Below are 24851 nucleotides of genomic sequence, written 5' to 3' on the forward strand. Positions count from 1 at the left end.
ACATTTTTGTTTGTGTTGCTGTTTACTGTGGTTTGCTGCAATTTCTTAACGGCTTAACGGCTTAACGCTTGGTCAGCTGTTTACTGTTCAAGTAAGGCAGAATGTGTGGGCGAGATTCACCAGACAGCTTCTGCGTGATCTGTTGTGACCAACTGCTCTGCTTTTGATTGCTTGAGCGGTTGGCATAATAGCTTTGCATTGATTCATCGTAGCTCGTGATTTCATCTAAGCTCAGCGGTTGGTATTGGTTTTCGTGCATCACCACGTGAGCAGGCAGGCGAGGCTTGACCTCTGGTTGCTGTGCTGGGTGACCTAAACACATCCCAAATAAAACGGCTGTGTGTTGGGGCAGTTCTAGCAATTCATCGACTTGCTGAGCACTGTTACGCAAACCACCAATATATACGCCACCTAATCCAAGAGATTCAGCAGCGAGCATGCAGTTTTGCGCCATGATGCCAGAATCTACCGCGCCAATCAGTGTCAGTTCAGTAAAGTCGGTTTTCACTTCAGGATTGATCTGGGCGTGGCGTTGATAGTCGATACAGAACACCAAAAACTCAGCCGCGTTCTCAACGTAAGCTTGGTTGCCTGCGTATTCGGCTAGCAGCTTACGTTTCTCTTTGTCTGTCACTCTCACGATAGAAACAGCCTGCAGTAAACTCGATGATGAAGCCGCGAGACCAGCCTGAATAATCACATCGAGTTGTGCTTTTTCAATCGGTTGATTTGTATATTGACGAATGGAGCGGTGCCCCAGAATAGTTTCAATCGTGCTGTTCATAACTCTCAGACAATCCTTGTTGTGATGATGACGTTGAGAGTCACAATAACGATAATTGCTATGAGCGTAAAGGGTGTTTGAGCCTTTCTGTCTGGCAAAATGATATTCATGAAATCAAAAGGATTGCTCTCTAGCCAATCCTTTTTCGTATCGTTTTTTGCTAGAAGCTAGAAGCTAGAAGCTAGAAGCTAGAAGCTAATAACGCTTAAGAGTTCGCTTTAATGGCGAAGAGATAAAGTGATGAAGTGAACTTTGTTGGTCGAATAGCTGCCAGAAGGCTGAAATATTCCTGAGTCAGCATTGATTTCACCATGGCCTAGATCTTGGTATTGGTAGCTCAGTCCAAGATGTAAGTCATTGGATATCTTCTTCTCAGCGCCAAATCCGATACGCCACTGTTTATCGAGCGGGAGTAATACATCTCTGTTTTGACTACTTACAGGGCTCGTGTCACCACTTATGCCACTGTACAGCAACCAATCCTGATAGGCGTATTCCACACCAACGCCAAGAGAATAGGTGGTCGAGTATTTGTCATCATAATCTTGCCATGTCTCCATGTTGGAGCTGAATAGAAGGTTTAAGCTCTCATTCAATGAATGCTTCAACCCCAGATTTAAGCTTCGAACCCAAGTCAGTTCAGAGCTAATTCCAAAAGCGTTAGCGGTATCAAGAGAAAGGTCGTGATCAAATTGGCCCTGATAACTGACACCCAACTGTGTGCTGTCACTTATTCGGTGATAGACACTCAAGCCAAACCCTAAATCAAGACTATCTCCTTGGAGCTCTCGACCGTTCAAGGCTTGAGTCTCAAGCGCTGCGTGCTGCAATATCAAAGAGCCGCCAAGAGACAGTTGTTCATTGACTTGATATGACAGTGATGAGGTTAAGTTGAGCGCTGAAATGCTGTTTTCTTTGATCAATAAAGCAGGGTTTGCTCCAACACCGTGTGAGTATTCAACGCCAGTGCCGCCTGCTGCGTGTAATGCTGCGCCCACGACCCATTGGTCATTAACCCTTGAGGCGTAAGACAAATGAGGGAGAACATCCGCGCTGCTTCCCGTGGTCGAAGCCGAATTATCGTCACGGACAAAAGTGGTTTCAACATCGAGGTATTGAACACCAAGAATCCAAGCGCTTTCTTCAATGGCCGATAACCCCGCAGCATTGGTGATCACGGCTGATGCGTCGCTCGCTGTTACGTTCCCTGTTCCTGCTGTGCCAACGCTTTTGGTCGTCGCAATCTGAGATAGGTTTAACCCTCCCGCATGTGCGAGAGAGCTGACGATCCCTGTTATTAACAGAGACAGTGTGATGAAATGTGCTTTCAAGAGTAGAACCCCATTTTCAGTGTATGAGTCATATTTCCAGTAATTTGAGTCGTGCTCCTAGCGATATGAGTGGTGTTTTTGGAGATTGAAGTCATTGCCACGACCGAACACTAAGAACACTGTGGCAATTGACTTGATCGACTTAATTGCCTTAGTTGGATTAATCGACGTAATTAACCTAATTGAGGCTAGAGCTTTTCAACTTGTGGAAGTGGATACTCATTGTCGAGAACGGCTTGAGTCGGCTCATACAGACGCATGTGAAGATAGAAGTCATCTTGAGGTGCAGGTAGCCAGTTACACGTCGGATCGGACGGTTTTACGTATTGAATGCATATTGGCAAGGTGCCGTCTTCTGCGTATTTCAGCTCATCCTTACGATTGGTTGAGATGGAGTAGCGTTGAATGAAGTTCTCAATCATGAACAGGTTTTTAGCGTCATACATGGTCAACGACCAAAAGGCCTCAGCGGGTGCATCGGCAGGCATGGTCATTCGATATTGATTATCTCCTGACAGCTGTTCGCCATTGGAGTCCGTGTATCGGTTTGGATAAAGAGCTCGTTCTGGCACATTCAAACCAGCCGCTCGCATATTGATGCTCGCTCGGCTCAGGTAATCATTCCCGTAGCGGCCTCCCTCGTACATCATCGACCAACCATTATTGACATCACCGATGCTTCGACCTGCGTATTGAATGATCTGTTGTGAAGAGTCAATCGCTCGCATTAACCCTTTTTTTTGTGCTGAAGATAGCGCTTCAGGGTTAAAGGGTGTCGATCCTCCAATACCAATTTGTTGGAATTGATCAACGATGGCGGCATCTTCTGGAATCGGATTTTTACGTAACTCACGGTCAATTAGCGAATACCACTCTAACCCTTCAGGCCTCGCCATGGGTGGGATGCGACCTGTCGAAGCTTTAAGCTCGACGATGTCATGCTCTGAGCCCAATTGATCGAGTGGGTAGCTGAGGAATTTATCGTGAACAACCAACGCATCATTAAGATCTTGCTCGCCAAACACGCCTGTTCGTTGAATTAACCAAACCATCGGAGTGCGAGACTCTACTACGCGAGCAATTCCCTCAGGTACTTCGCCAGCCCATCCTTTGTTGACCAAAAGTACTTTGGAACCTTGGTCTCCGACATTCTTCACGTGCAGATCTTCAATCGAATCTGAGTACGCATCCAATAACTGAACAATGTAATAACGGTTATCGGTGCGAGGGATATCAATCACCATTGGGCCAGATAAATCCAGATCGTAGTGAGCTTGTGAGTAGAGCGTATCGTTGTTGACGGTAGGCACAATTCTATCCTGAGGGCCGGACAGAACGCGTGTTTTACCCATCTCATTCAATGGTGCCATGGCGTTGTCCATTGGCGCGTCAACAGATGTGGTCGTTTGCCTAACTGCAGACACGGTTAATGGCCCTGTACCATAGATAAATGCTTGAACACCTAGATTGTAAGCGAGCTCTTCTTCAGGATTAATAGATTGTTGGGCAAGGGATGGCATCGCGATAATACTGGATAAAGAACACACTAAGCTGGTTAGTACACTTTTCTTATAGAGCAGCTTTCTCATGGAACACCTTAGATCGTAGGAACAGAGTTAAGCATTTATCATATGAGTAAGTGAGATTAAGGAGTGTAATAGCCGATATTAAGGATGTTAATACTCCTAATATTCATTTCAAGCTATTGTTTTAAATTGGTTTTATTTCGGTTGGTTAGGTGTATCTACGACGTGTGCAGATAGGGTGGCTGAGGCGCTATTGTTTGATTGATTTTCGGTTGATATGTTGACAAAAAAGTACGGGAATCTATATGAACACATCACCTCATCCTTTTAGCTTGTTCATTAAAGCAGAAGGGGCTCAGTGCAATCTGGATTGTAGCTACTGCTATTATCTCAATAGACAAGATGGTGAACAAAGGTCTTCGATGTCTCTGGACATGATGGAGCGAATTGTCGGTGCTCATATCGACGCGCAGCCAATTAAAGCTCAGCAAGTGGACTTTATCTGGCATGGTGGCGAGCCTATGTTAAGAGGGCTCGATTTCTATGAAACTGCTATAAAAGTACAGACAAGCAAAGCCACAAAAAAGCGTGTCGTGAATACTATGCAGACCAATGGCACTATGATTAACGATCGCTGGGCCAGCTTCTTTGCTAAACACAATTTCATGATGGGCATCAGTATCGATGGACCCAACATTCTGAATGACATCGCTCGGATTGATAAAAATGGTCAGTCGTCTTTTGAGCGCACAATGCGTGGAATGTCTTATCTGAAAAAGCATGATGTTGAGTTTAATACGTTAACGGTCGTGAATAATAAAACCTACAAACACGGTAAAACGATTTATCAGTTTTTGGTTGAAAATGGCAGTGGTTATATGCAGTTTCAGCCTTGTATCGATCATGAATTAGATAGGCGAACAGGGCATGACTGGTCGTTAACGGGTGAGCAATGGGGGCAATTTCTTTGTGACTTGTTTGATGCATGGAGTGCCAAAGATGTCGGTAAAATCTATATCCAGTTCTTTGAGAACTGTTTAATGGTATTGATGGGCTACCCAAGCCAAATGTGCCACCACAGCGCGACTTGTGGGCAGCAACTAATGGTTGAGCATGACGGCAATGTTTACAGTTGTGACCATTATGGGTATCAAGATCATCAACTGGGTACTGTGAATAGTGATAAGCTTGCAACCATGGCGAGTTCACCTGAACAAATAGCGTTTGGCACCAACAAATATCATGAACTGAACAGCACTTGTCGAGGTTGTGATTTTGTTGAGCTTTGCCAAGGTGGCTGCCCTAAGAATAGAATAGCAACAACCGAAGATGGCAGCGCGATGAATCATTTATGCCAAGGGTACGAGATGTTTTTTCGTCACGCATTACCCAAATTATTACCAATGGTAGAAGCGATGAAAAAAGGGTATTCGCCAGCGTACTTTCCACTTTTCTAAATCACTTGGAGTCGGGCATGACCAAAGACCTAAACTTACTGCGGCTTATTTTGGTGCTCAATGAAACTCGCCAAACGGTCACTGCTGCAAAAGCCTTGAACGTGAGTCAGCCGACGATCAGTGTCATGCTTCGTAAACTAAGAGAGCAATTTGATGATGAATTGTTTGTTAGAGATAAAGCAAAGCTTGAACCAACTCCAAAATGTTTAGAACTCATCGAAACCTTACCTCTGTTATTAGAGCAACTCGACAATCTTTATATACCTAGTGAAGAGTGGGGATTGGAAGATCTAAGAGGAGAGGTTCAAATCATGCTGCCTTCTCCTTTGTTGGTTCCAGTGGGTGTGCCATTAATTAAAAAACTGACCAAAGAAGCGCCGCAAGTTACGTTTCAATGTTCGCCTTGGTTAGACAATGGTGTGCAGTCTCTAGAGACCAATCGAACGTGTTGGGGGGTGAGCTATCTTCCTATGGATGTGAATAAAACGCTGACTGAGCGCCCGGTTGGCTTTGATAAGTTTATGTTGGTGCTAAGAGCTGATCACCCTGTTCAAGGTAATGCCCTTGAGGACGTGCTGAAGTACCCACTCTGTATCAACATGATCCCTGGTTACATTCAGCCATCTAAGACAGAAATGTTGATCAAAAAGTACGATTTAGATAAGCATATTGCCCTTCGAAGCAACAACATGAACTTGATGTTGGAGATCGTTAAGGACAGTGACTTTATCTATATTACATCGACGAAATGTCGTTATTTGCTTGATCAATCCTATCGCAGTATTGAGTTACCGCCTGAACTGTTAAAAGACACCTATCGTCGAGAGTTGGCTCTATTTACTCACCAAGCAAACCGGAATAACCCGTTCACCGATTGGCTTCAAAAAGAAATTACGTCGATCATTCACTCCTAGCTTCACGAAACTCTTTCCTCTAAACAACGCTCCCTTCTAGCAGCCACTATTAAAAATCGTAATAGTGGTTATCAAGCCATTTTTGGCGTCTTTCTTATACCATTTACCTCAATAACGGTTCGCTTGAGACATACATAAATTTCAGTGTGACTTCAGCGATTTACCCATAGTGAATGAGGGTTATAAATGTATAAGTCTTTTGTTAAATCCGCTTTGGCGCTCTCGGTGCTGGCGAGCGTCAATTTACATGCCGCGAGCCAACCCAATGTGGTTGCCATTATGCTTGATGATGTTAGCCCCACTGATCTGTCAGCCTACCATCGAGGCTTAGGTGCGGTGGACACACCGAATATTGACCGAATTGCAGATCGCGGCATGATGGTCAGTGATTACTACGCACAAGGCAGCTCTACAGCAGGTCGCTCTGCTTTTATCACTGGTCAGTATCCATTTCGCACGGGCTTAACGTCTGTTGGTCAGCCGGGCTCTTCACTTGGCCTTCAAAAAGAAGATCCAACCTTAGCCGAAATGCTAAAAGACAAAGGCTATGCGACCGTGCATGTCGGTAAAAGTCACTTAGGAGATAATAATAGCCACCTACCAACGGTACACGGCTTTGATGAATTCTTCGGTTTCCTATACCACCTCAATGTCATGGAGATGCCTGAACAGCCGGAATTCCCAACAGACCCTAACTTCAGAGGTCGTCCTCGCAATGTCATTCATACCGTGGCTACCGAGAGTGCGGACATGCAAGAAGACCCAAGGTTTGGCGTGGTTGGTAAACAAACCATTGAAGATAAGGGCACTTTGGGTGCTAAGCGTATGCAAACCATTGATGGCGAGTTTTTGGATTTTGCTACGGACTGGCTTGATAAGCATGAAGCAGAGAAAGACGAACAACCCTACTTCATGTGGTACAACCCGACTCGTATGCACCAAAAAACACACGTTCGTCCGGAGTATCGAGGCGCGAGCCAAATCAACACCTACTACGATGGTTTGATCGAACTTGATGATCAGATCGGCGTGTTGCTCGACAAGCTTGAAGATTTAGGCGAAATCGATAACACCATCATTCTCTTCACGTCTGACAATGGCGTAAACCTTGATCATTGGCCTGATTCCGGCTCTGCCTCGTTCAGAGGACAAAAAGGTACAACATGGGATGGCGGTTTCCGTGTACCTATGTTGGTGAGCTGGCCAGATAAAATCCCTCAAGGTGCATATACCGATGGTTTCATGACATCAGAAGACTGGGTGCCAACCATCATGGCTGCCGTGGGTGAAAGCGACATTAAGCAAGAATTACTTGAAGGAAAAGAGTTAAACGGCGACCGCTATCAAGTTCATTTGGATGGTTATAACCAACTGGACATGTTGACCAAAGGTGAACCGAGTCAACGTCATGAGTTCTTCTTCTACAACGAACAAGATTTGAATGCGTTCCGAGTAGATGACTGGAAAGTACACCTAAAAACCAAAACGGAGTGGATTGCGCCTCCTGAAGAGTGGCCTCTAGGGATGCTGATTAACATCAAGGCTGATCCTTACGAGCGCAGCCCTGACACGCGAGGTTGGTTCTTATGGATGAAAGAGAAGTCTTGGGTATTACCAAAATTGCACAAAGCAGCTGCGAAATATCAAAAGTCTCTTGAAGCGTTCCCACCAAGACAGAAAGCCGGTGGTATTGGTATGGCAGATAAATCAGTGGTTACTGACTAACGCCAAATACGACTAATGCAAGGAATACAAGGTGTGCTGTAACCAGTACACCTTACTGCCGGACAACAATATGAAAAAACCATTATGTCTACTCACGGGTACTTTCCCCGCTTTTACACCTTTTCTCTTCGTACTTACCACTTTTTCACTTTCTGTTTCCGCACAAGAAGTCCCAGCCAGTGATATGGCTGACCCAATGGCCGTTTATACGGGAGGTGAACTTATTGCGGGCAATAAAGGACTTGGTGCCACCTTTCAATTTGGCGTGAATCGTGGTGACTGGGGCGTGTTGGGTAAGCTGGAAGGTAAAAATAACTTTGAAAACTATCGAGCACGATTCTTCACACCCAACAAGAAAACGGGTACCGGCTTATTCATCGATGCTGGACACGACTTTTCCAACGACGACCTAACATCGAACTACGCCTCTTTTGGTGTGATGCAAGCATTTAAGTTGAGTAACAAATTTAAACTTTATAGCGCTTTAACATATGGAAGGATGTGGGAAGAGAACAACCAGTTTCAAGATACTCAAATCATCAGCAGTATTAACTACCTAAAGTACGACTTTGCTGATCAATTTTATCTCCAGTTCGCCCCTCAATACACTTACGGGTTGGATGGTGAGAACACGCGAGATTTCTCTGCTGAAATGCAGCTAGGTTACAAGGTTGATAGTGACAATATCATCATCTTTAGCGGTGATACTGACAATAACACCTGGATCACCTACCGGACTCGCTTTTAGTTAGGACATTAAATGATGAAAAAAAATAGACTAGTGACTGCACTGGCTTGTGCTTTTATGGTTGCACTTCCGTCTACGGTATTAGCGAGCCAACCAGTGGACGCTACGAGCGTAGCTTTAGTAACAAAAACAGTTATGGCAACAAAAACAACCAACACAGCTATGGCGATAAAAACGGAGACTTTACCCGTTGAAATAGCGAACTTAGCAGTGCTCGAAAAAGACAATCAGCTATTGGCACAACTGGCCTATGAGTATGCGTACTCGATAGATGAAGCCTACAAATATTTTTACAAAACCGTTGTTGAGCAAGGTTACCCTTTAAACCAATTTCAAAATATTCGAATACTTGCTGACGACACTTACACTGCGCATCCGACGATTAACAATGACACGCTACACTTGATGGGGTGGATGGACCTAGCAGCAGAGCCGGTCATCATTACGATTCCAGATCATGATGAAGATAGGTATTGGCTGTTCCATACAATGAATATGCAGCACTTTACTGACTCGGCTTTTGGCTCTCCGCAGCGAGGCACAAAAGGTGGCAGTTTCATGTATGCAGTTGAAGGGTGGGACGGTGAAGTTCCTGCGAGTGTCGACGAGGTCATCTATGTTGAGCATCCTCTAGTGAAGATGATGGGGCGAATCATGGATCTTGGCGGTGACGATTCTGCAACCGCTCAAAAGCTTATGGACCAATGGAACATCAGAACATTATCTGAATACTTGGGCCAGAAAGGTCCAGATTCCGTTGTTCGCGAGTATCCAGATCCAGAAGACTCTAATTGGGTCGAGCGGACCAATTTCATTTTGTCTGAAGGAACGATGAAGGCGCATGACCAAAAGCTGATTGATCAATTTAATCGACTTGGTTTAGGTGACTCTGATTTAGGCAAAGCCAATCATCCATTTACGACAAAGCAGCTTCGTATGATCGAGTCTGGCCAAAAAGAGGGGCTAGAACGAATCATTAATGCGGGCTTTGATGATTCACGTGACGTATTGGGCACTCGCGATGAAATGACAAAGGTACCAAGCTTTCAACACGCCTACGGCACGCTAATGGGCCAATGGGGGCTACCTGCAAAGCATACCATGTATAGCGGTGACTTCTTTGATAATGAAGGGGATGCGTTAGATGGCGGACAGTATGACTATACGGTGACCTTCAACGCGCCACCATTAGAAGAGGGTGGTTTTTGGTCATACACGGCCTACAGTGGTGAAACCCGACTGATGGAGAAAAACGACTTAAACCGTCATTCTCGTGGAGACAGAACGTTAACCCCCAATGCTGATGGCAGTTACACCATTTACATGAGCAGTGATGTAAATGGGCATGAAGACGATCCTAACTTCCTACCTATCCCCAATCACCAATGGTATTCAGTGTTACGCATGTACACACCTGGTGAAGAGGTCATAACCGATAAATGGAAATCGACACCGTTCACCAAGGTCAAAAAAGCCACACTTAAGTGATCATTTAAATCGCCTGTTTAAGGTTTTTTATCATCGTTCAATGCCAGCTGTTATGCAGCTGGCTTTTTTATACTCAGTGTGTAAGTTCCGTAATTGGATCGGACCTTTGACAAATATGAGGTATATACAGCTGAAGGTAAGATTCAGTCAGGCGGATAGCTTCATTGGCAAGTTCAGGGGTAATGCTGCCGTGCTGGCGATAAGATAAAGAGTAAATTTTGTCGGCGACTTGCAATGAAATAGCAAAAACATTAATCGGTATTGTTAATTGAGGAACGTCGAAGAATTTGCGATAAATGGCTTCTACTTCTTTGCCAAGTACCAAATCATGCTCAGTGTCTGCGTGGCCAAGCTCGGTAAATGTGTGGCGTCCTAAAATTAGCTTTCTAGCTATCGGGTTATTGTTGTAGTAATCCACATAGGCCGTTTCGATCATTCGATTGATATCGGTCCAATGCGTGACTTTTTCCACATCAATGCAGTGATACAATAATGCGTCGAAGTCAGTAAAGACATCATCTAACAAACTATGGAATAAGTTTTCGATGTTAGGGTAATGGTGATAAACAGTAGAGGTTGCCATACCGCACTCTTTCGCAACATCGTACATTGATATATCAGTCGCTTCGCGACGTTCCATTAGTTGAGCTACAGCGTGATGAATCTTATGTAGCTTCTCTTGAGTTTTTACTTTTCGCATAGAGTTTTGTTCACTTCAATCAAAGCGGATGAAAAACATAAAGGGTCGTTAGTCAAAAATCAATTCTATCAATATGAAATCAGACTTTGCCAACCCTTTGCTCTGAACACTTTTATTGTTCAAATAAAAACCGATCTTGATCAATATTAGGCTTGGATATGTGTGCCTGATGTCCCTTCGATGATCTCCAACGCGCATGATAGATCGCCAATGTAACCATGTTTACCTGTGTTCTGTACGAACTTACAACATGCATCGACTTTTGGCCCCATTGAACCTGCAGGGAAGTTGTATCCTTTCATTTCTTTCACAGATACATTTTCAAGTTTCTCTTCTTGAGGTGTTCCCCAATCTAAGCAAACATGCGTTCCATCTGTAAGGATTAACAGGTGTTCAGCCCCAATTTCTTCGGCGATAAGAGCCGCTGTCATGTCTTTGTCTATCACGGCTTCAAAACCGACATAAGCTCCAGCCTTTTCTATCACAGGCGCGCCACCCCCACCGCCACAAATAATAAGATGCTCTTTTTCTAGAAGATCTTTAATTGCTCTTATCTCTAGCACTTCTTTCGGTAATGGCGAAGGTACGACACGACGCCAGTGAACACCGTCTGGCTTCACTATCCATTGATTAGCCTCTGCTAGCTGTTTTGCTTGCTCTTCAGTATAGACAGGCCCAATAAACTTGCTTGGGTCAGCGATAGCGGGGTCATTCTCATCAATAACGATACGAGTCAGGATAGTGGTTGTGAAGCGATCTTCAATCGCGGCATTTAGCCCTTGTTGAACGAGGTAGCCAATCATGCCCTGTGTTTCTGCGCCCAACACGTCAAATGGGTACGGAGGGCAATCTTTATAGGCGTCGTTTTGTAGGGAGAGTAAACCAACTTGTGGGCCATTGCCATGTACAACAACCAAACGATAATCCTTACTTAAAGCAGCAAGTGAACTGGCTGTTTTATCAATACTTTTCTGTTGATTTTGACAACTCATGACTTCACCGCGTTGCAGTAACGCATTGCCACCTACAGCAACAACAATAATAGGTTTCAACATATCTAATTCTCCATAGAAATAACTTGGATATTTTGCCAAGTAAGATAGAGACACTGTATTGAAATGTGGGCATTCGATTGGCGATAAAAATCACAATTCGATTTATGTATTAGTCGGTGATTACTTAGTTACCTGATCATCACAGAAAATAGAAATAATCGCTCATTCAGTCAGATATGTGATCTTAATTTGATATTAGACATCTAGATATAAAACGAGACATTTATTGATGAAAATCAACAATTCAGTATTTTGATTATATTTACCTTTTTTTTGTAGGCCTTATTTTATTTGTTACGTTAATTCGTTTGAACAAAACCGATATTCAATTTTCATCTCAGTTCCTTTAATCACTTTGCCGTTTAATTAATCCCGAATTAGAGATTAAGGAGTTATGAGATGAGTAACGAAACGCAAGGGAAAATGGGGGTCACTGGTATTGCACTCTTTACATTATGTGCAGTATTGGTGGTCGATACGTTAACCGCGTCAGCAAGTATCGGTGTAAGTGCCATTGGCTGGTGGGTATTGATGTTGATCTTCTTTGTTATCCCATATGGGTTGATAACGTCAGAATTAAGTACTACTTACCCAGGCGAAGGGGGTATCTACGATTGGGTAAAACAAGCCTTCAATTTCAAGTGGGCAGTGAGAACGACTTGGTTTTATTGGATTAACGTTGGTTTATGGATGCCAGCAGTATATATCATGTTTGCCGGAATGTTTTCTGAATTATTTATGCCCGATTTGTCTTTATGGGGACAAATAGCGATTTGTATATTACTAACCTGGATAACGGTTTGGATTTGTAATGTATCTGCTGATATTGGTGTTTGGGTAACAAATATTGGTGCGATATTAAAAATTATTGTTATTAGCACACTAGGTGTTGGTGGCTTTATATATGCAATGAAAAATGGGGTAGCAAACGAATTTACATTGCCTGCAATGATGCCTTCACTTGATTCTGCGGTTTCTTTCTTACCTGCCATTGTTTTCAATCTGATGGGTTTTGAATTGGTTGCGACGATGACCAAGGAAATGAAAGATGTACGCGACATGCCTAAAGCTGTCTTCTTATCAATTGGTATCACCGCTTTCTTATACATCTTCGGTACTGTTGGCATCCTGATGGCTCTGCCTGTTGAAAGTATTGGTCTGGTTTCTGGCCTAATTGACACCTTCAAAACGCTCTTCGGCAATGGTGTAGTTGGCACAGCGATGGTTTATATCTTTGGTACGTTCGCTTTGTTAACACTGATCGGCAATATGGTGAGCTGGACTATGGGTGCCAGTCGAGCGGCCGCTGAAGCTGCTCAAGAGGGCGAACTTCCAGCCCCTGTCGCTAAAGTGCCTGAGAAAGGCTCTCCAGTTGGCGCAAACAACATTACAGGCACAGTATCAACGGTCGTAATCTTGTCTTACGCATTGTTTGCCCAAGGTAATGATGATCTGTTCTGGTCAATCTTTGCTTTCTCTAGCTGCATTTTCCTACTTCCTTACCTGTTCATGTTCCCTGCATACCTAAAGCTTCGTGTGGTTGATGGCAAGCGTGAACGACCATTCCGAGTGCCCGGTGGTATGGCGGCTCAATGGGTGATGTCTATTGTTTGTTTCTTGGTGGTTGCTCAAGCGGTAATCCTATTTATCTTCCCTGAAGCACTTGATTTAACGGTTGCTGATTGGGGATACACAGGGCCTGTTTTGATTGGTGTGATAGCGACGATTCTAGCGGGTGAATGGATTCTGTTCGGCGCATTAAAACGCAAGAAAGAACAAGGCATAAAAGACGAACAAGCGACAAATACGCAAGACCAAGAAGAAGCTCAAGCTTAATTTAAGGGACACAACCATGAAAAAAGTAATTGATACGACACCAAAGCACGACGGTTTCAGAATGCCGGGTGAGCATGAGCCACACAATGAAATTTGGATGGCTTGGCCTGAGCGTACAGATAACTGGCGAGATGGTGCAAAACCTGCACAGAAAGTGTTTGCAGATGTCGCGAAACAAATCAGCCAAACCACACCGGTAACGATGTTGGCGAGCTCTGCTCAATATGACAATGCCGTTTCTCGTTTACCTGAAGACATTCGTGTCTTGGAAGTTTCTACAGATGACTCGTGGATGCGTGATATTGGCGCTACCTATGTTGTTGATGACGAGGGTGAACGTCGTGGTGTTGATTGGGAGTTTAATGCGTGGGGCGGTTTTGTGGACGGGTTGTACTCACCTTGGAACAGAGACAACCAAGTAGCACAAAAAATGTGTGAAACCGTTCGCGATGCAAGATATCGAGCGCCGATCGTCTTAGAAGGTGGATCAATCCATGTTGATGGTGAAGGTACGCTTTATACCACTGAAGAGTGTCTGTTACACGAAAGTAGAAACCCAGACATGACCAAAGAAGAGCTCACAGCTGTACTTTGCGAACACCTTAATGTTGAGAAAGTGATTTGGTTACCGCGTGGTTTGTATAACGACGAAACCAACGGCCACGTTGATAACATTCTTCACGTTGTTAAGCCTGGTGAAGTGGTGTTGACCTGGTGTGATGATGAAAGTGACCCTCAATATGAGATTAGTCGTGAAGCATACGACTACATCACAAGCCAAACCGATGCAAAAGGACGCCAAATCAAGGTACACAAATTACCCATGCCCGGACCTTTGTATATGTCGGCTGAAGAAGCTGCAGGGATCGATATTGCTGAAGGTATGGAGCGTGAAGCGGGTGAACGATTGGCGGCATCGTATGCAAATTATTTGATTACTAATAATCAGATTGTGTTGCCGCTGCTCGATCAACGTTACGACAACGATGTGATTGGCATGTTGGAAAAAATCTATCCTGGGTACGACGTGAATGGCGTTCCTGCTCGAGAAATCTTGCTGGGAGGCGGCAACATTCATTGCATCACTCAACAGGTACCAAGCATTTAATTTGAAGCAATAACTCGAATAAAGATAAGCAAAAAAGAAACGCATTAAATCCAAAGTATGTAACTCAATAAGCACGAGATCTACTCAAAAGAAAACGTGCAAACTAATGATAAATAGGAACTGATTATGAAATTACCTTCTTCTAGCGCAACTGAACTGAACAAAAAAAATCTTGAGCACATGGTGTCTATGAAAGACTTTTCTGTCGAAGAGATGGATAACATGATGGAACTGATGACTCACCTAAAACAAGCGCGAAAAGACAATGCAATTCCGCCGTTGTTCAAAGGTAAATCGGTTGGCATGATCTTCGAAGCGGGCTCTACACGTACTCGCGTCTCTTTTGAAGTCGCCGCAACACTGTTGGGTGGACACGCGTTGTTCTTGTCACCAAAAGATATCCATTTAGGCGGTAAAGAATCGATTGATGATACTTCACGTGTGTTGTCTCGTATGTGCGACATCATCATGGCTCGTACCAATAGCCCTGAAACACTTGATGGCCTACTAAAAATGTCGACAGTGCCAGTGATCAATGGCCTTGATACGCGTTTCCATCCAACTCAAATGCTGGCGGATCTCTACACGATCAGAGAACACATCACTGATGGACGTAAGCTGTCTGATCTGACCTTGGCATTCATGGGTGATGCGACGGATGTGTGTCGTTCATTGATGCTGACGTGTGCTAAGTACGGTATGGGCTTTAAGCAAATTGGTCCTAAGAAATACCACATGGAGCAAGAGTGGATCGATATGGCACTGAACTTCTGTGAAGAGTCGGGCGGCACGATTGAAATAACTGATGATGTAGAACGTATTAGTGATTGTGATGTGGTATACGGCGATAGCTTTTACTGGGTGACTCAAATGGACGAGAAAGAAGAGCGTCTTGCTGCATTCATGCCTAACTATGTGATCACTGAAGAGCTAATGGCTAAAGCTCGCCCAGGTGCAATGCTGCTTCATTGCCTACCTGCAAATGACAAAGAAGAAGTAACTCGCGGCGCACTAGAAAGTGAATACTCAGTGGCGTTCGATGAAGCCGAAAACCGACTCACTGCTCAGATGGCGATTCTAGTGTACTTCACACACAAAGATGCGGTTATCCCAACACAAGAAACCGTTAAGCATCACGAAGAAAAAATCAGCAGCTTCCTAAGCACTCTGTAGAGGTTTATTTGTGGGGGTGTAAGAACCTCCACTGTGTAGCTCTGAATTAAGCTGAACCAGTATTGTTCTCGATTTGTTGGTTCAGCTATTTTTTGCCTTTTATTTTTGAAGTGTCGATAAACACGTGGCCGATTGGCTCTATCTGACATCAATACTCAAACAGGAGATGTATCGACATGAGTGCCGATATTATTAAAGTTTCAAGAAATACTGAAGATGCACCATTGAGCCCTTTCTCAACTCAATCCGTGGCATTTTCTCACTACAACAATCTATCAGCTCAACTACCGGTGAACCCTAAAACAGGAGAGTTAGTTTTAGGTGATGTGAAAGTACAGGCTCAGCAATGTCTGACTAACATTAAAGCGATTGTCGAAAGTCTCGGCCACGGTATGTTCGATGTCGTGAGAGTGAATGTGTACCTAAAGAATATTCAGGATATCGATGCGGTTAATGAAGTGTATTCATCATTCTTCCATGGATATTTCCCAACTCGTACCGTGCTTTCGGTTTCTGCATTGCCGTTAGAAGGTGCTTTAGTGCAGATGGATGCGGTGATCTCGAATGATGAAGGCACTTACCCACAAGCGGCGTGTGAGCTAGTTAAAATCGCGCGAAATACTCAATACGCACCAGTCAGTTCTTTATCGACTCAGACGGTTGCTTTTTCTCACTATAATCACATTTCAGCTCAGCTACCTATTGACCCACAATCGGGCAACATCGTTGTTGGTGGAGCAAAAGAGCACGCGATTCAATGCCTCAAAAACATTAAATCAATACTGGAAAATGTTGATGTACCGCTTGATGACATCGTGAAGGTGAATATCCATGTGAGAAGCCTTGATGACCTTGCTGCCGTCAATGAAGTGTATACCACCTTCTTCCCTGACTCTGCGATTGCAAGGACTGTCGCTTATATGCCAGCACGCTCGGTGACGGTTGTTGAAGGCTTAACGATGGGATCGTTAGTGCAAATGGATGCGACTGTGTCACACGGCGATGGAACTCCACCACAAGCGGTTGAAGATCGACATGGCATCGTGATCAAGGCGAACAATACCAAAGCTGCGCCAATCAGTGAACACTCAACGCAAACCGTGGCTTTTTCTCATTACAACAATATCTCTGCTCAGCTGCCGCTTGACGCTCGAATAGGTGCAATTGTGACACATGGTGCTAAAGAGCAGGCGATGCAGTGCTTGAATAACATTAAAGAAGTGATTGAGAGTGTTGGTCATGTCATGGATGACATCGTGAAGCTTAATATCCAATTAAGAGATATGGCTGATTTAGATGTGCTCAATGACGTTTGTACGCATTACTTTGAAGGCCCATTGCCTGCGCGCACGGTTATCGGTGTGTCTGATATTCCGATGGGCGCTTTGGTACAAATCGATGCGATTGCTTCCAATGGTGAAGGGACTCCACCGAGCCTTTAAGCTTACTATCTGGCATTAGAAAACGAGGGTTGGCTGTGAGGCCAACCCTTTTTTACGATAGGCCTAATGACAACATGAGTATTGGTTATAGTGTCCATAAGTGGAAAATCAGAGTAGACCAACTAGGATGAATTAAATTAAACCCGTTAATTAATTCAACAACATGGTAGTGCTATGAAGAAAATAACTCTTTTGTCTTTCGCGATATTATCTAGCTTTTCTTTTTCATCTTTTGCTAAAGATTGTGATCCTACATTGTTGCCTTCTTGGAAAGACAGTGACAGTAAGTCCGCCATCGTCGACTTTGTAAGCCAAGCTACCAAAGCTGAATCCAAAACTTATGTGGCAATTGAAGATCGCATCGCCGTGTTCGATAACGACGGTACGCTTTGGTCTGAAAAGCCTTACTACTTCCAGTTGGCCTTTGCATTAGACCGTGTAAAAGAGATGGCGTCTGAGCACCCTGAATGGACAACGGAAGCACCGTTTAAATTTGTACTTGAAGATGATATTGAGAGCGTTCTTGGCAGCGGTGAAGAAGGGTTATTGAAAATCATCATGGCGACACATTCTGGTATGACAGTTGAACAATACCAACAAGACGTTAAACAATGGTTGGCGGTTGCAAAAGATAAACGCTTCAATAAAGCGTATACAGATCTGACTTATCAGCCAATGAAAGAAATGCTGACTTACCTGCAAGATCATAACTTTAAGACTTACATTGTGTCAGGCGGAGGCGTTGATTTCATGAGAGCTTGGGCTCCACAAGCTTACAATATTCCTACAGAACAAATCATCGGTAGCGCGCTTAAATACAACTACAGTTACAACGATGGTAAGCCGACGGTTACTAAAGATTCGTCCATTTTGACCATTGATGATAAAGCCGGAAAGGTCACTAACATTCAGCATATTATTGGCAAAAAACCTATTTTAGCGGTAGGTAACTCAGACGGTGACCAAGCGATGATGCAGTGGGCAACAAGCCAACCAAACTCAATGGCAATGATCGTTCATCATACTGATGCCGAGCGAGAGTGGCAGTACGATCGTGAGTCTCACGTTGGTAAGTTGGATAAGGCGCTAGACGAAGCGAATTCCAGAGATGATTGGACGCTGATCGATATGAAGTCAGATTGGTGTGAGGTGTACTAACGCCTAATTTACCTTTGGTCAAAAGCACAAAAGCTCGGGTTTTTAATTCGAGCTTTTTTGTGAGCGGAGGTTTTTGTTCACGGAAGTTTTTGGGAATGAACGGTTTGAAAGCTATGCAATTAAAAGCAATGTCATTAAAAACTATGCCATTAAAAGTAATAGCATTGAAAGCAGCAAGGCTTAATGTCTCGCTCTGAGCAAGAACGTACTATAAGTTCTTAACTCATGACGGTTTAATCGGTAGTCGAAAAATAAAGGGATAGAAATATGAAAACGATCGGATTGCTTGGTGGGATGAGTTGGGAGTCGACAATGAGCTACTACAAATCCATTAACGAGGGTGTTAAAGCCAATCTCGGTGGACTTAACTCTGCAAAAATTTGTATGTACAGCGTGAACTTCGATGAGATAGAAAAGCTGCAACATCAAGGTCGTTGGGCGGAGACGGCTGACATCTTATCGGACGCGGCTTTATCGGTACAGAAGGGCGGGGCTGATTTCATCCTGATTTGTACCAATACCATGCATAAGGTTGTGCCTGAGATCGAAGAGAAGATCACGATTCCTATCCTACATATCGCTGATACCACGGCGCGGAAGCTACTTGAACAGGGTGTACAGAAAGTCGGATTACTCGGTACAGCTTTCACCATGGAACAAGATTTCTATAAAGGGCGTTTAACCGATAAATTCGGTATCGATGTTGTGACTCCTGATGAGAGTGACCGAGTAAAAGTTCACAACATCATCTATCAAGAGTTATGTCGAGGTGAAGTAAAAGAAGAATCTCGATCTGTATACCGTAAAATCATTGAGAAGCTAAGCCAACAAGGTGCTGAAGCGGTTATTCTTGGTTGTACCGAAATAGCCTTATTGATTCAACAGCAACACACTGATGTGCCATTATTTGATACCACTGCTATACATGCAGAGGCAGCGGTGCGTTTGGCGACCAAAGATTAGCAACATGGATTCAGCAAGCTGAGGCTAATCGCAGGCTCCTAACTTAGGGAGTGTTCCTGTCATTTTTAATTCTTGTGTGATTTTTATTCAGTTAAATGAAAGTTTTTTGCACGAAGACAGGTCGTTAATTAATGAAGCGATGCTTTGTTCATTAACCAAGGCTTTATCGGTAGGTAAGGCTTTAGTTAATAACTGAGCTATCTTCGCTTACAAGCACTATGCTTTTAGTCATGACCCAAAGAGGATTAATTATGAAATGGCTTATCTTATCTGTAACGCTATTGTTTGTGGCAGGGTGCCAATCAACAGGCTCTGATACATCTTCACATGATCAAATGAATAAAATAGATACCAGAGGGTGCAGTAGCTAATCCTTTTTGCGTAACCACCTTTTTAGCTGCTCTTATTATCACTTTTGTTACTATTTTTATAAAGAGTTCCCCCTAAAAAGTCTTGCGATTCCGTGAGGCTTTTTCTTCTATGTAAACGACTGACTTTTTGGGTGTATGTTATAAATTTTCGAATCTGAACTGTCTATATTCTAGGCTGTGTACTGGATCTCATTTGTTATTTTAACCACTTGCTAAGGTAAATAGTGAATGTGTTTAAGACTAACCCAATCACTTTACTCAACTTAAGAGGTTTCTATGCTAGGTGAAAATCACTCTCTTGTTCACGAATTTCCTGAAATGAAAGACAAAATTGCTGAGCTTGCTAAAACTGACGATGGCTTTGCAGAAGATATGAAGACATACGACAACCTTGATAAAGAGATTCGTAAACTAGAGCTGAAAGATTCACCCATTGATGACGGCTCGATGCACCAACTAAAACATGAGCGTTCTGAGCTTAAAGATTCACTGCATGCTCGTTTATCAGATTAGTTAATCGAAGTGCTATCGTTTTAAATAATTAAACTCCTTCGGGAGTTTTTTTGTTTTTGACTCAACAATATAGAGGAGTTGAAACCTACTGTATTGGGAACAAAAGTAGATTTACGGCGAGGCTCTGCATTAACAAAGTTCTACATTACACAATGCGGGGCTTTTTGGTATCAGCGATTGCTAAGCTTAAAGGGATAAAATTCTGTTTATCTGTAACAAGATTTTCGCAATAATTTTTTTAATTTTAGTGGCAACTTGTTGAGATTTATCATCGTAAATAGCCTCTGGATGTGGGTTAGCAAACATGTTTCATTACCGAAGTACTTTCCGCCAGCAATTCCGTAGGCATCTTTGACTATTTTACTACCTAGTAGTGAAGCCGGATTGACCACAACAACCATTGGGCCTAGTGCTTTTGCCGTTTCGAAGCCGATACCATCAGTAGAATTAGTAATCAGAATAACTTTTTGCATAGAGCATAGAATAGATTCCTTATTAACTTGATGACATCGTGAGCGTTTTTAAGTGTGATGTTTCGTTGAGATAAAGAACAGCAGCCTTTTGTGAAGTTGATAATTAACGGGATACATAAAGCATTATTTAGTTTTTGTTATTAACGAAGTAGGGGGGAGGAGTGATCATTCGAAATGAGAGAAAAGCTTTATGAGCCTTATAAAACCTTTCTCTAATCGTTATAAGAATTAGAAGTTAGATGATAGACGCTAAAGTGACAGGAACAATCCCGCAATTGTTGCACTCATTAAGTTAGAGAGCGTGCCTGCAAGAATTGCGTACAGACATAATCCAGATATTTCCGAACGTCGCTCTTTGGCCATCGCACCCAAGCCTCCAAGTAACATTGCTGCTGCAGAGAAGTTGGCAAACCCGCACAAAGCAAAGGTAATGATAGCGGTTGTACGTTCTGATAATGGGTTGTTGACTAAGAATTCGGTGAAGTTGACGTAAGCGACGAACTCATTGAGAACCAGTTTTTGGCCAATAAATGTCGCAGCATCAAACGCCTCTTCAAGTGGGATTCCGATGATTACAGCAAGAGGAGAGAATAAGTAACCGAGCATCAATTCTAATGACAAGTTAGGCAAGCCCACCAGCCCACCAAGTAAACCGAGAATACCATTAAGCAAAGCAATTAACGCGATGAAAGCGAGGAGCATTCCTCCAACGTTGATGGCAAGAGCAACACCATTAGATGCACCTTCCGCTGCGGCATCAATCACGTTACTCGGTTTGGCAACTTGTAATGATTCTTCAATGTTTTTGCCATTACGCTTTACTCCTAAATCGGATACGTTTTCCGATTCTGGTAATAGTATTTTGGCAAACAACAGACCTCCGGGAGCTGCCATAAATGAAGCCGCAATTAAGTATTCCATATTCACGCCCATCGCTGCGAAACCGCCTAGCACTGTACCTGCAATCGATGCAAGGCCACCACACATCACGGCGAATAACTCTGAGCGAGTTAGGTGTTTAATATAGGGGGCGATAACAAGAGGCGCTTCTGTCTGGCCGACAAAGATATTGGCCGTGGCCGACATGGATTCGAACTTACTCGTGCCAAGGATTTTTTGAAGACCACCGCCAAGAACGCGAATAAAGAGTTGCATGATACCAAGGTAATATAAAACGGAAACAAGAGCAGAGAAGAATACAATTACGGGCAACACACGAAGAGCAAAGATGAAACCACTGCCCCCAAAGACCTCAAACATCTTGTCACTGACGAGGCCTCCAAACAGAAAGCTGATGCCATCGGCTGAAAAGCCGAGTACGGCATTGATCGCAGTAGAGACGTATTGAAGAACGTCTTTTCCTATGGGGATAAACAATACGAAAGCACCAATAATAAATTGGATCGCGAACGCGCCAAGAATCGTTCTAAAGTTGATGGACTTACGGTTCATCGAAAGACCATAAGCGATAGCGAGTAAGGCCAGCATTCCAAGTAGGCTGAATACAATTTGCATGATAAATTCCTTTCATTACTTGGCGGTACACCACAGTGTAGGGCTGTGTTTTCGGGCTAATAATTGATTATTGAATAACGTACCGCCTTAGGTTAAATAGTGCGTTTAATGGTTAATCCAGTATTCACACGCGAGTTCAGCAACCTTCATTTCGATATCAAAAGGAACAGGCTGCGGAGTATGAGTTAAGGATTGAGCGTTTAACGCGATACGTTCTAGGCTTAGGGTTTGCAGTGCGAGCCCTAGGTCCATAATTTCAATGGGGTTACCGTCTCCTGCAGATAGGTTGACGAGGTTGGCATCTGATAAAACGAACAATTGTTTATCTTGATCTTTGAAGTGATACGTTGTGACATGAGGGCGTATTTTGTCTTGGCTAGAGCTCAGTTCTTGCAGTTGTGAAAGGTTAATTTCACGTTGGAAGTGGCCTGCATTCGCGATGATGGTTTTGTCTCGCATCAGCTCGAAATGTTCTTTGCGCAGTGTGTTGTCGCGACCGGTAATGGTGATCACCATATCGGCATCGGGCAGTGCTTTTTCAAGCGTCGAGGTATAAAAGCCTTCCATGTGCGCTTCTAGTTTGGTTAGCGAGTTACTTTCCACCACGGTAACGTGTGCCCCCATACCGCGCAGACGTTGTGCTGTGCCTGAGCCACAGTAGCCGTATCCAATCACAACCACTTTCTTGCCGTGCAACATAATGTTGGTTGCGCGCATAATGCCGTCAATCACAGATGAACCGACGCCAAAGCGGTTTTCGATAATACGTTTCGACATAGTGTCGTTGATGATTAAGGTACTCCATTTGTTTGAGTTGAAGTCTTCTCTCAAACGGTTAGCGCCCGTCGTTGTTTCTTCCGTAGCACCTATCAATGTCTTTTGGAGGTGAGTGAATTCAGGGTGGGTAAAGACAAGTTCATGAAGGTCGGCACCGTTGTCGGCGATGATGTCAGGGTTAAAGCTGAGAACATTTTGGCAGTAACGAACATGATCGTCGAAGCTCTCATCACGACGAGAGAAGACATGCACTCCGTAGTCGCGAACCAACGCGGCGGCGGTTTCATCTTGTGTTGAGCCTGGAGAGCCAGTGATAACCACCTTAGCGCCACCTTTGGTTAACGCCTCCATCCAGACGCCAGTTTTTGCCTCTACGTGTAAACAGATGCCGATAGTCAGCCCTGCAAAGGGTTTCTCGCGTTCCAAACGTTCAATGAGGCTATGCATGATTGGCATGTGTGCTCGCGCCCAATCAATTCTCTTTGTGCCTTGAGGAGCTAGGTCTAGATCTGCTACATCATGTGTAATGTGATTGTGTTGTGTCATTGGTATTTCCTGTCTGCGATGATCTCTGTTGCCTTCAGAATGGAACAACGCAGCAAGAAGAAAAATAAAGTTAATCGCAAAGAGTGTTTCTTCACGGAAACGATAACGTGACGGATCTCAACTGTTACTATCTATCTTATTGATTATTATATTTAAAAAATTTTAACAAGAATGAAATAACATTGTGCATCTACAGAAATAGTTGGTTTCCACAGAAGAACAATCCTGCAGTTAGCTTCGCATACAACTGTTTTTGGCTTGTTATAATGAAGGGAATGTGTGGAGAGAAATGCAATGAAAAGTTTAAATCTGAACCTGTTGGTGACCTTTTATACGGTTGTGAAATACAATTCTTTTTCCATGGCGGCAGATGAACTAGTGTTATCAAAATCTGTGGTCAGCAAACAGATTAAGCAATTGGAAAATGAGCTGCAATGTACGCTGATTCATCGCACCACGAGGACGTTGTCCTTGACAGAACAGGGTGAGTTTCTCTATCAAAAATATGTGAAGATCATTGATGATATTAAAGATTGTCACGATGCGCTTGATCAGCAAAACGAAACCTTGAGTGGTACGCTTAAGATTCGTTTACCTATTGTACTCGAACACGATCATGAGTTAATGGCCAAGATTTCTCAATTCATGATTCAGCACCCTCATTTAGAGTTGGAACTGACGTATGGCTATACGCTGAGCGGTTTACTCAACGAGGGAATCGATCTTGCCTTTCACATTGGTGCGGTGCCAGATAGCACATATAAATGCCGTAAAATTAAAGATATTGGTACCCAGGTCGTCGCTTCCCCTAGCTATGTGCGAGAGTTCGGAGAACCACAAGTCCCTTCCGATTTAAAGCAACATCGTTGCATGAACTACCGCAGTTGTTTAACCAAAGATAAGTGGCGATTTAATTACTCAGATAATTCACATGAATTTGTTGAGCTCAAATCGACGATTCGTTCGGACTCCGAAGCAATGCTCGTTGAGATGGCTAAAAATGGGGTTGGAGTCTCTTGTGCGCTTGATTTCCTTGTTCGAGATTACATAGCCAAGGGAGCATTGGTCAGTTTGTTGCAAAACTACACTTGGTCAACAGAGCTTTATATCGTGTACCCAAGCACCGTTGTTCCACCTTATAAAGTGAGAACTTTTATTGATCATTTGCTCGCAGAGTAGTCACTCGATAATCAGCTTTTTAGAAGATTAGAAGATTAGAAGAAAAAAAGCTTAGTGCGGGGGACACTA

Annotated in this window: 20 protein-coding genes and 1 pseudogene; 13 read left to right on the top strand and 8 right to left on the bottom strand. The window is 43.6% G+C overall.

Going from position 1 to position 24851, the window contains the following annotated elements; all coding sequences use genetic code 11:
• Window positions 1-61: 61 nt before the first annotated feature.
• From nfsA to BCU75_RS11395, 3 genes are all read right to left on the bottom strand, one after another.
• Window positions 62-784: an oxygen-insensitive NADPH nitroreductase gene (gene nfsA / locus BCU75_RS11385; RefSeq protein WP_102473923.1), complete on the bottom strand. Its 723-nt coding sequence runs from the start codon at window positions 782-784 to the stop codon at window positions 62-64.
• Between the two features lie 218 nt (window positions 785-1002).
• Complete coding sequence (locus BCU75_RS11390; RefSeq protein WP_102473924.1) at window positions 1003-2115, bottom strand: OmpP1/FadL family transporter; 1113 nt, start codon at window positions 2113-2115, stop codon at window positions 1003-1005.
• A 188-nt stretch (window positions 2116-2303) separates the two neighbouring features.
• Entirely contained in the window at window positions 2304-3704 is a 1401-nt protein-coding gene (locus BCU75_RS11395) for a DUF1254 domain-containing protein (RefSeq protein WP_102473925.1), read from the bottom strand.
• A gap of 242 nt (window positions 3705-3946) precedes the next feature.
• Here BCU75_RS11395 and BCU75_RS11400 point away from each other — a divergent pair, with 242 nt between their 5' ends.
• From BCU75_RS11400 to BCU75_RS11420, 5 genes are all read left to right on the top strand, one after another.
• Window positions 3947-5098, top strand: a complete 1152-nt coding sequence (locus BCU75_RS11400; RefSeq protein WP_102473926.1) for an anaerobic sulfatase maturase — start codon at window positions 3947-3949, stop codon at window positions 5096-5098.
• Between the two features lie 17 nt (window positions 5099-5115).
• On the top strand, window positions 5116-6012 hold the full coding sequence (locus BCU75_RS11405) for a LysR family transcriptional regulator (RefSeq protein WP_102473927.1): 897 nt from the start codon (window positions 5116-5118) through the stop codon (window positions 6010-6012).
• 186 nt (window positions 6013-6198) lie between these two features.
• The gene (locus BCU75_RS11410) at window positions 6199-7737 is read left to right on the top strand and encodes a sulfatase-like hydrolase/transferase (RefSeq protein WP_102473928.1); all 1539 of its coding nucleotides are present in this window, start codon (window positions 6199-6201) and stop codon (window positions 7735-7737) included.
• A 70-nt stretch (window positions 7738-7807) separates the two neighbouring features.
• Window positions 7808-8485, top strand: a complete 678-nt coding sequence (locus BCU75_RS11415) for a hypothetical protein (protein ID WP_102473950.1) — start codon at window positions 7808-7810, stop codon at window positions 8483-8485.
• 12 nt (window positions 8486-8497) lie between these two features.
• Complete coding sequence (locus BCU75_RS11420) at window positions 8498-9973, top strand: DUF1254 domain-containing protein (protein ID WP_102473929.1); 1476 nt, start codon at window positions 8498-8500, stop codon at window positions 9971-9973.
• Between the two features lie 73 nt (window positions 9974-10046).
• On the opposite strand, the gene BCU75_RS11425 is transcribed toward BCU75_RS11420, so the two are convergent.
• Both BCU75_RS11425 and arcC read right to left on the bottom strand, forming a co-directional pair.
• Window positions 10047-10673, bottom strand: coding sequence for a TetR/AcrR family transcriptional regulator (locus BCU75_RS11425; RefSeq protein ID WP_102473930.1), 627 nt, complete (start codon window positions 10671-10673; stop codon window positions 10047-10049).
• Between the two features lie 146 nt (window positions 10674-10819).
• Window positions 10820-11728, bottom strand: coding sequence for a carbamate kinase (gene arcC, locus BCU75_RS11430; RefSeq protein WP_102473931.1), 909 nt, complete (start codon window positions 11726-11728; stop codon window positions 10820-10822).
• Between the two features lie 399 nt (window positions 11729-12127).
• Between arcC and BCU75_RS11435 the strand changes: the two genes are divergently transcribed.
• The 7 genes from BCU75_RS11435 to BCU75_RS11465 all read left to right on the top strand — a co-directional run bounded on the left by BCU75_RS11435 (window position 12128) and on the right by BCU75_RS11465 (window position 20292).
• Window positions 12128-13564, top strand: coding sequence for an APC family permease (locus tag BCU75_RS11435; RefSeq protein ID WP_102473932.1), 1437 nt, complete (start codon window positions 12128-12130; stop codon window positions 13562-13564).
• 16 nt (window positions 13565-13580) lie between these two features.
• Window positions 13581-14672, top strand: coding sequence for an agmatine deiminase (gene aguA, locus BCU75_RS11440; protein ID WP_076679394.1), 1092 nt, complete (start codon window positions 13581-13583; stop codon window positions 14670-14672).
• A gap of 126 nt (window positions 14673-14798) precedes the next feature.
• Window positions 14799-15845, top strand: coding sequence for an ornithine carbamoyltransferase (argF, locus tag BCU75_RS11445; RefSeq protein ID WP_102467059.1), 1047 nt, complete (start codon window positions 14799-14801; stop codon window positions 15843-15845).
• Window positions 15846-16021: 176 nt separating this feature from the next.
• Window positions 16022-17287, top strand: a complete 1266-nt coding sequence (locus BCU75_RS11450) for a RidA family protein (protein WP_102473933.1) — start codon at window positions 16022-16024, stop codon at window positions 17285-17287.
• A 174-nt stretch (window positions 17288-17461) separates the two neighbouring features.
• The gene (locus BCU75_RS11455; protein WP_102473934.1) at window positions 17462-18445 is read left to right on the top strand and encodes an HAD family hydrolase; all 984 of its coding nucleotides are present in this window, start codon (window positions 17462-17464) and stop codon (window positions 18443-18445) included.
• A gap of 267 nt (window positions 18446-18712) precedes the next feature.
• A complete protein-coding gene (locus BCU75_RS11460; protein WP_102473935.1) occupies window positions 18713-19408 on the top strand; it encodes an aspartate/glutamate racemase family protein in 696 nt (231 codons plus the stop codon).
• Window positions 19409-20055: 647 nt separating this feature from the next.
• Window positions 20056-20292: a YdcH family protein gene (locus BCU75_RS11465; protein ID WP_102473936.1), complete on the top strand. Its 237-nt coding sequence runs from the start codon at window positions 20056-20058 to the stop codon at window positions 20290-20292.
• Between the two features lie 186 nt (window positions 20293-20478).
• Here the strand turns inward: BCU75_RS11465 and BCU75_RS24735 are convergent.
• The 3 genes and pseudogenes from BCU75_RS24735 to BCU75_RS11480 all read right to left on the bottom strand — a co-directional run.
• A pseudogene (locus BCU75_RS24735) lies at window positions 20479-20699 on the bottom strand (hypothetical protein); the annotation flags it as partial.
• A 315-nt stretch (window positions 20700-21014) separates the two neighbouring features.
• Window positions 21015-22280, bottom strand: coding sequence for a NupC/NupG family nucleoside CNT transporter (locus BCU75_RS11475; RefSeq protein ID WP_102473937.1), 1266 nt, complete (start codon window positions 22278-22280; stop codon window positions 21015-21017).
• Window positions 22281-22385: 105 nt separating this feature from the next.
• The gene (locus tag BCU75_RS11480) at window positions 22386-23603 is read right to left on the bottom strand and encodes an adenosylhomocysteinase (RefSeq protein WP_102473938.1); all 1218 of its coding nucleotides are present in this window, start codon (window positions 23601-23603) and stop codon (window positions 22386-22388) included.
• Between the two features lie 294 nt (window positions 23604-23897).
• Here BCU75_RS11480 and BCU75_RS11485 point away from each other — a divergent pair, with 294 nt between their 5' ends.
• Window positions 23898-24782 carry a LysR family transcriptional regulator gene (locus tag BCU75_RS11485; protein WP_065111555.1) on the top strand — a complete coding sequence of 295 codons (885 nt, stop codon included), beginning with the start codon at window positions 23898-23900 and terminating at the stop codon, window positions 24780-24782.
• Window positions 24783-24851 lie beyond the last annotated feature (69 nt).

It is taken from the genome of Vibrio splendidus (assembly GCF_002873455.1).
Lineage (GTDB): Bacteria > Pseudomonadota > Gammaproteobacteria > Enterobacterales > Vibrionaceae > Vibrio > Vibrio splendidus_J.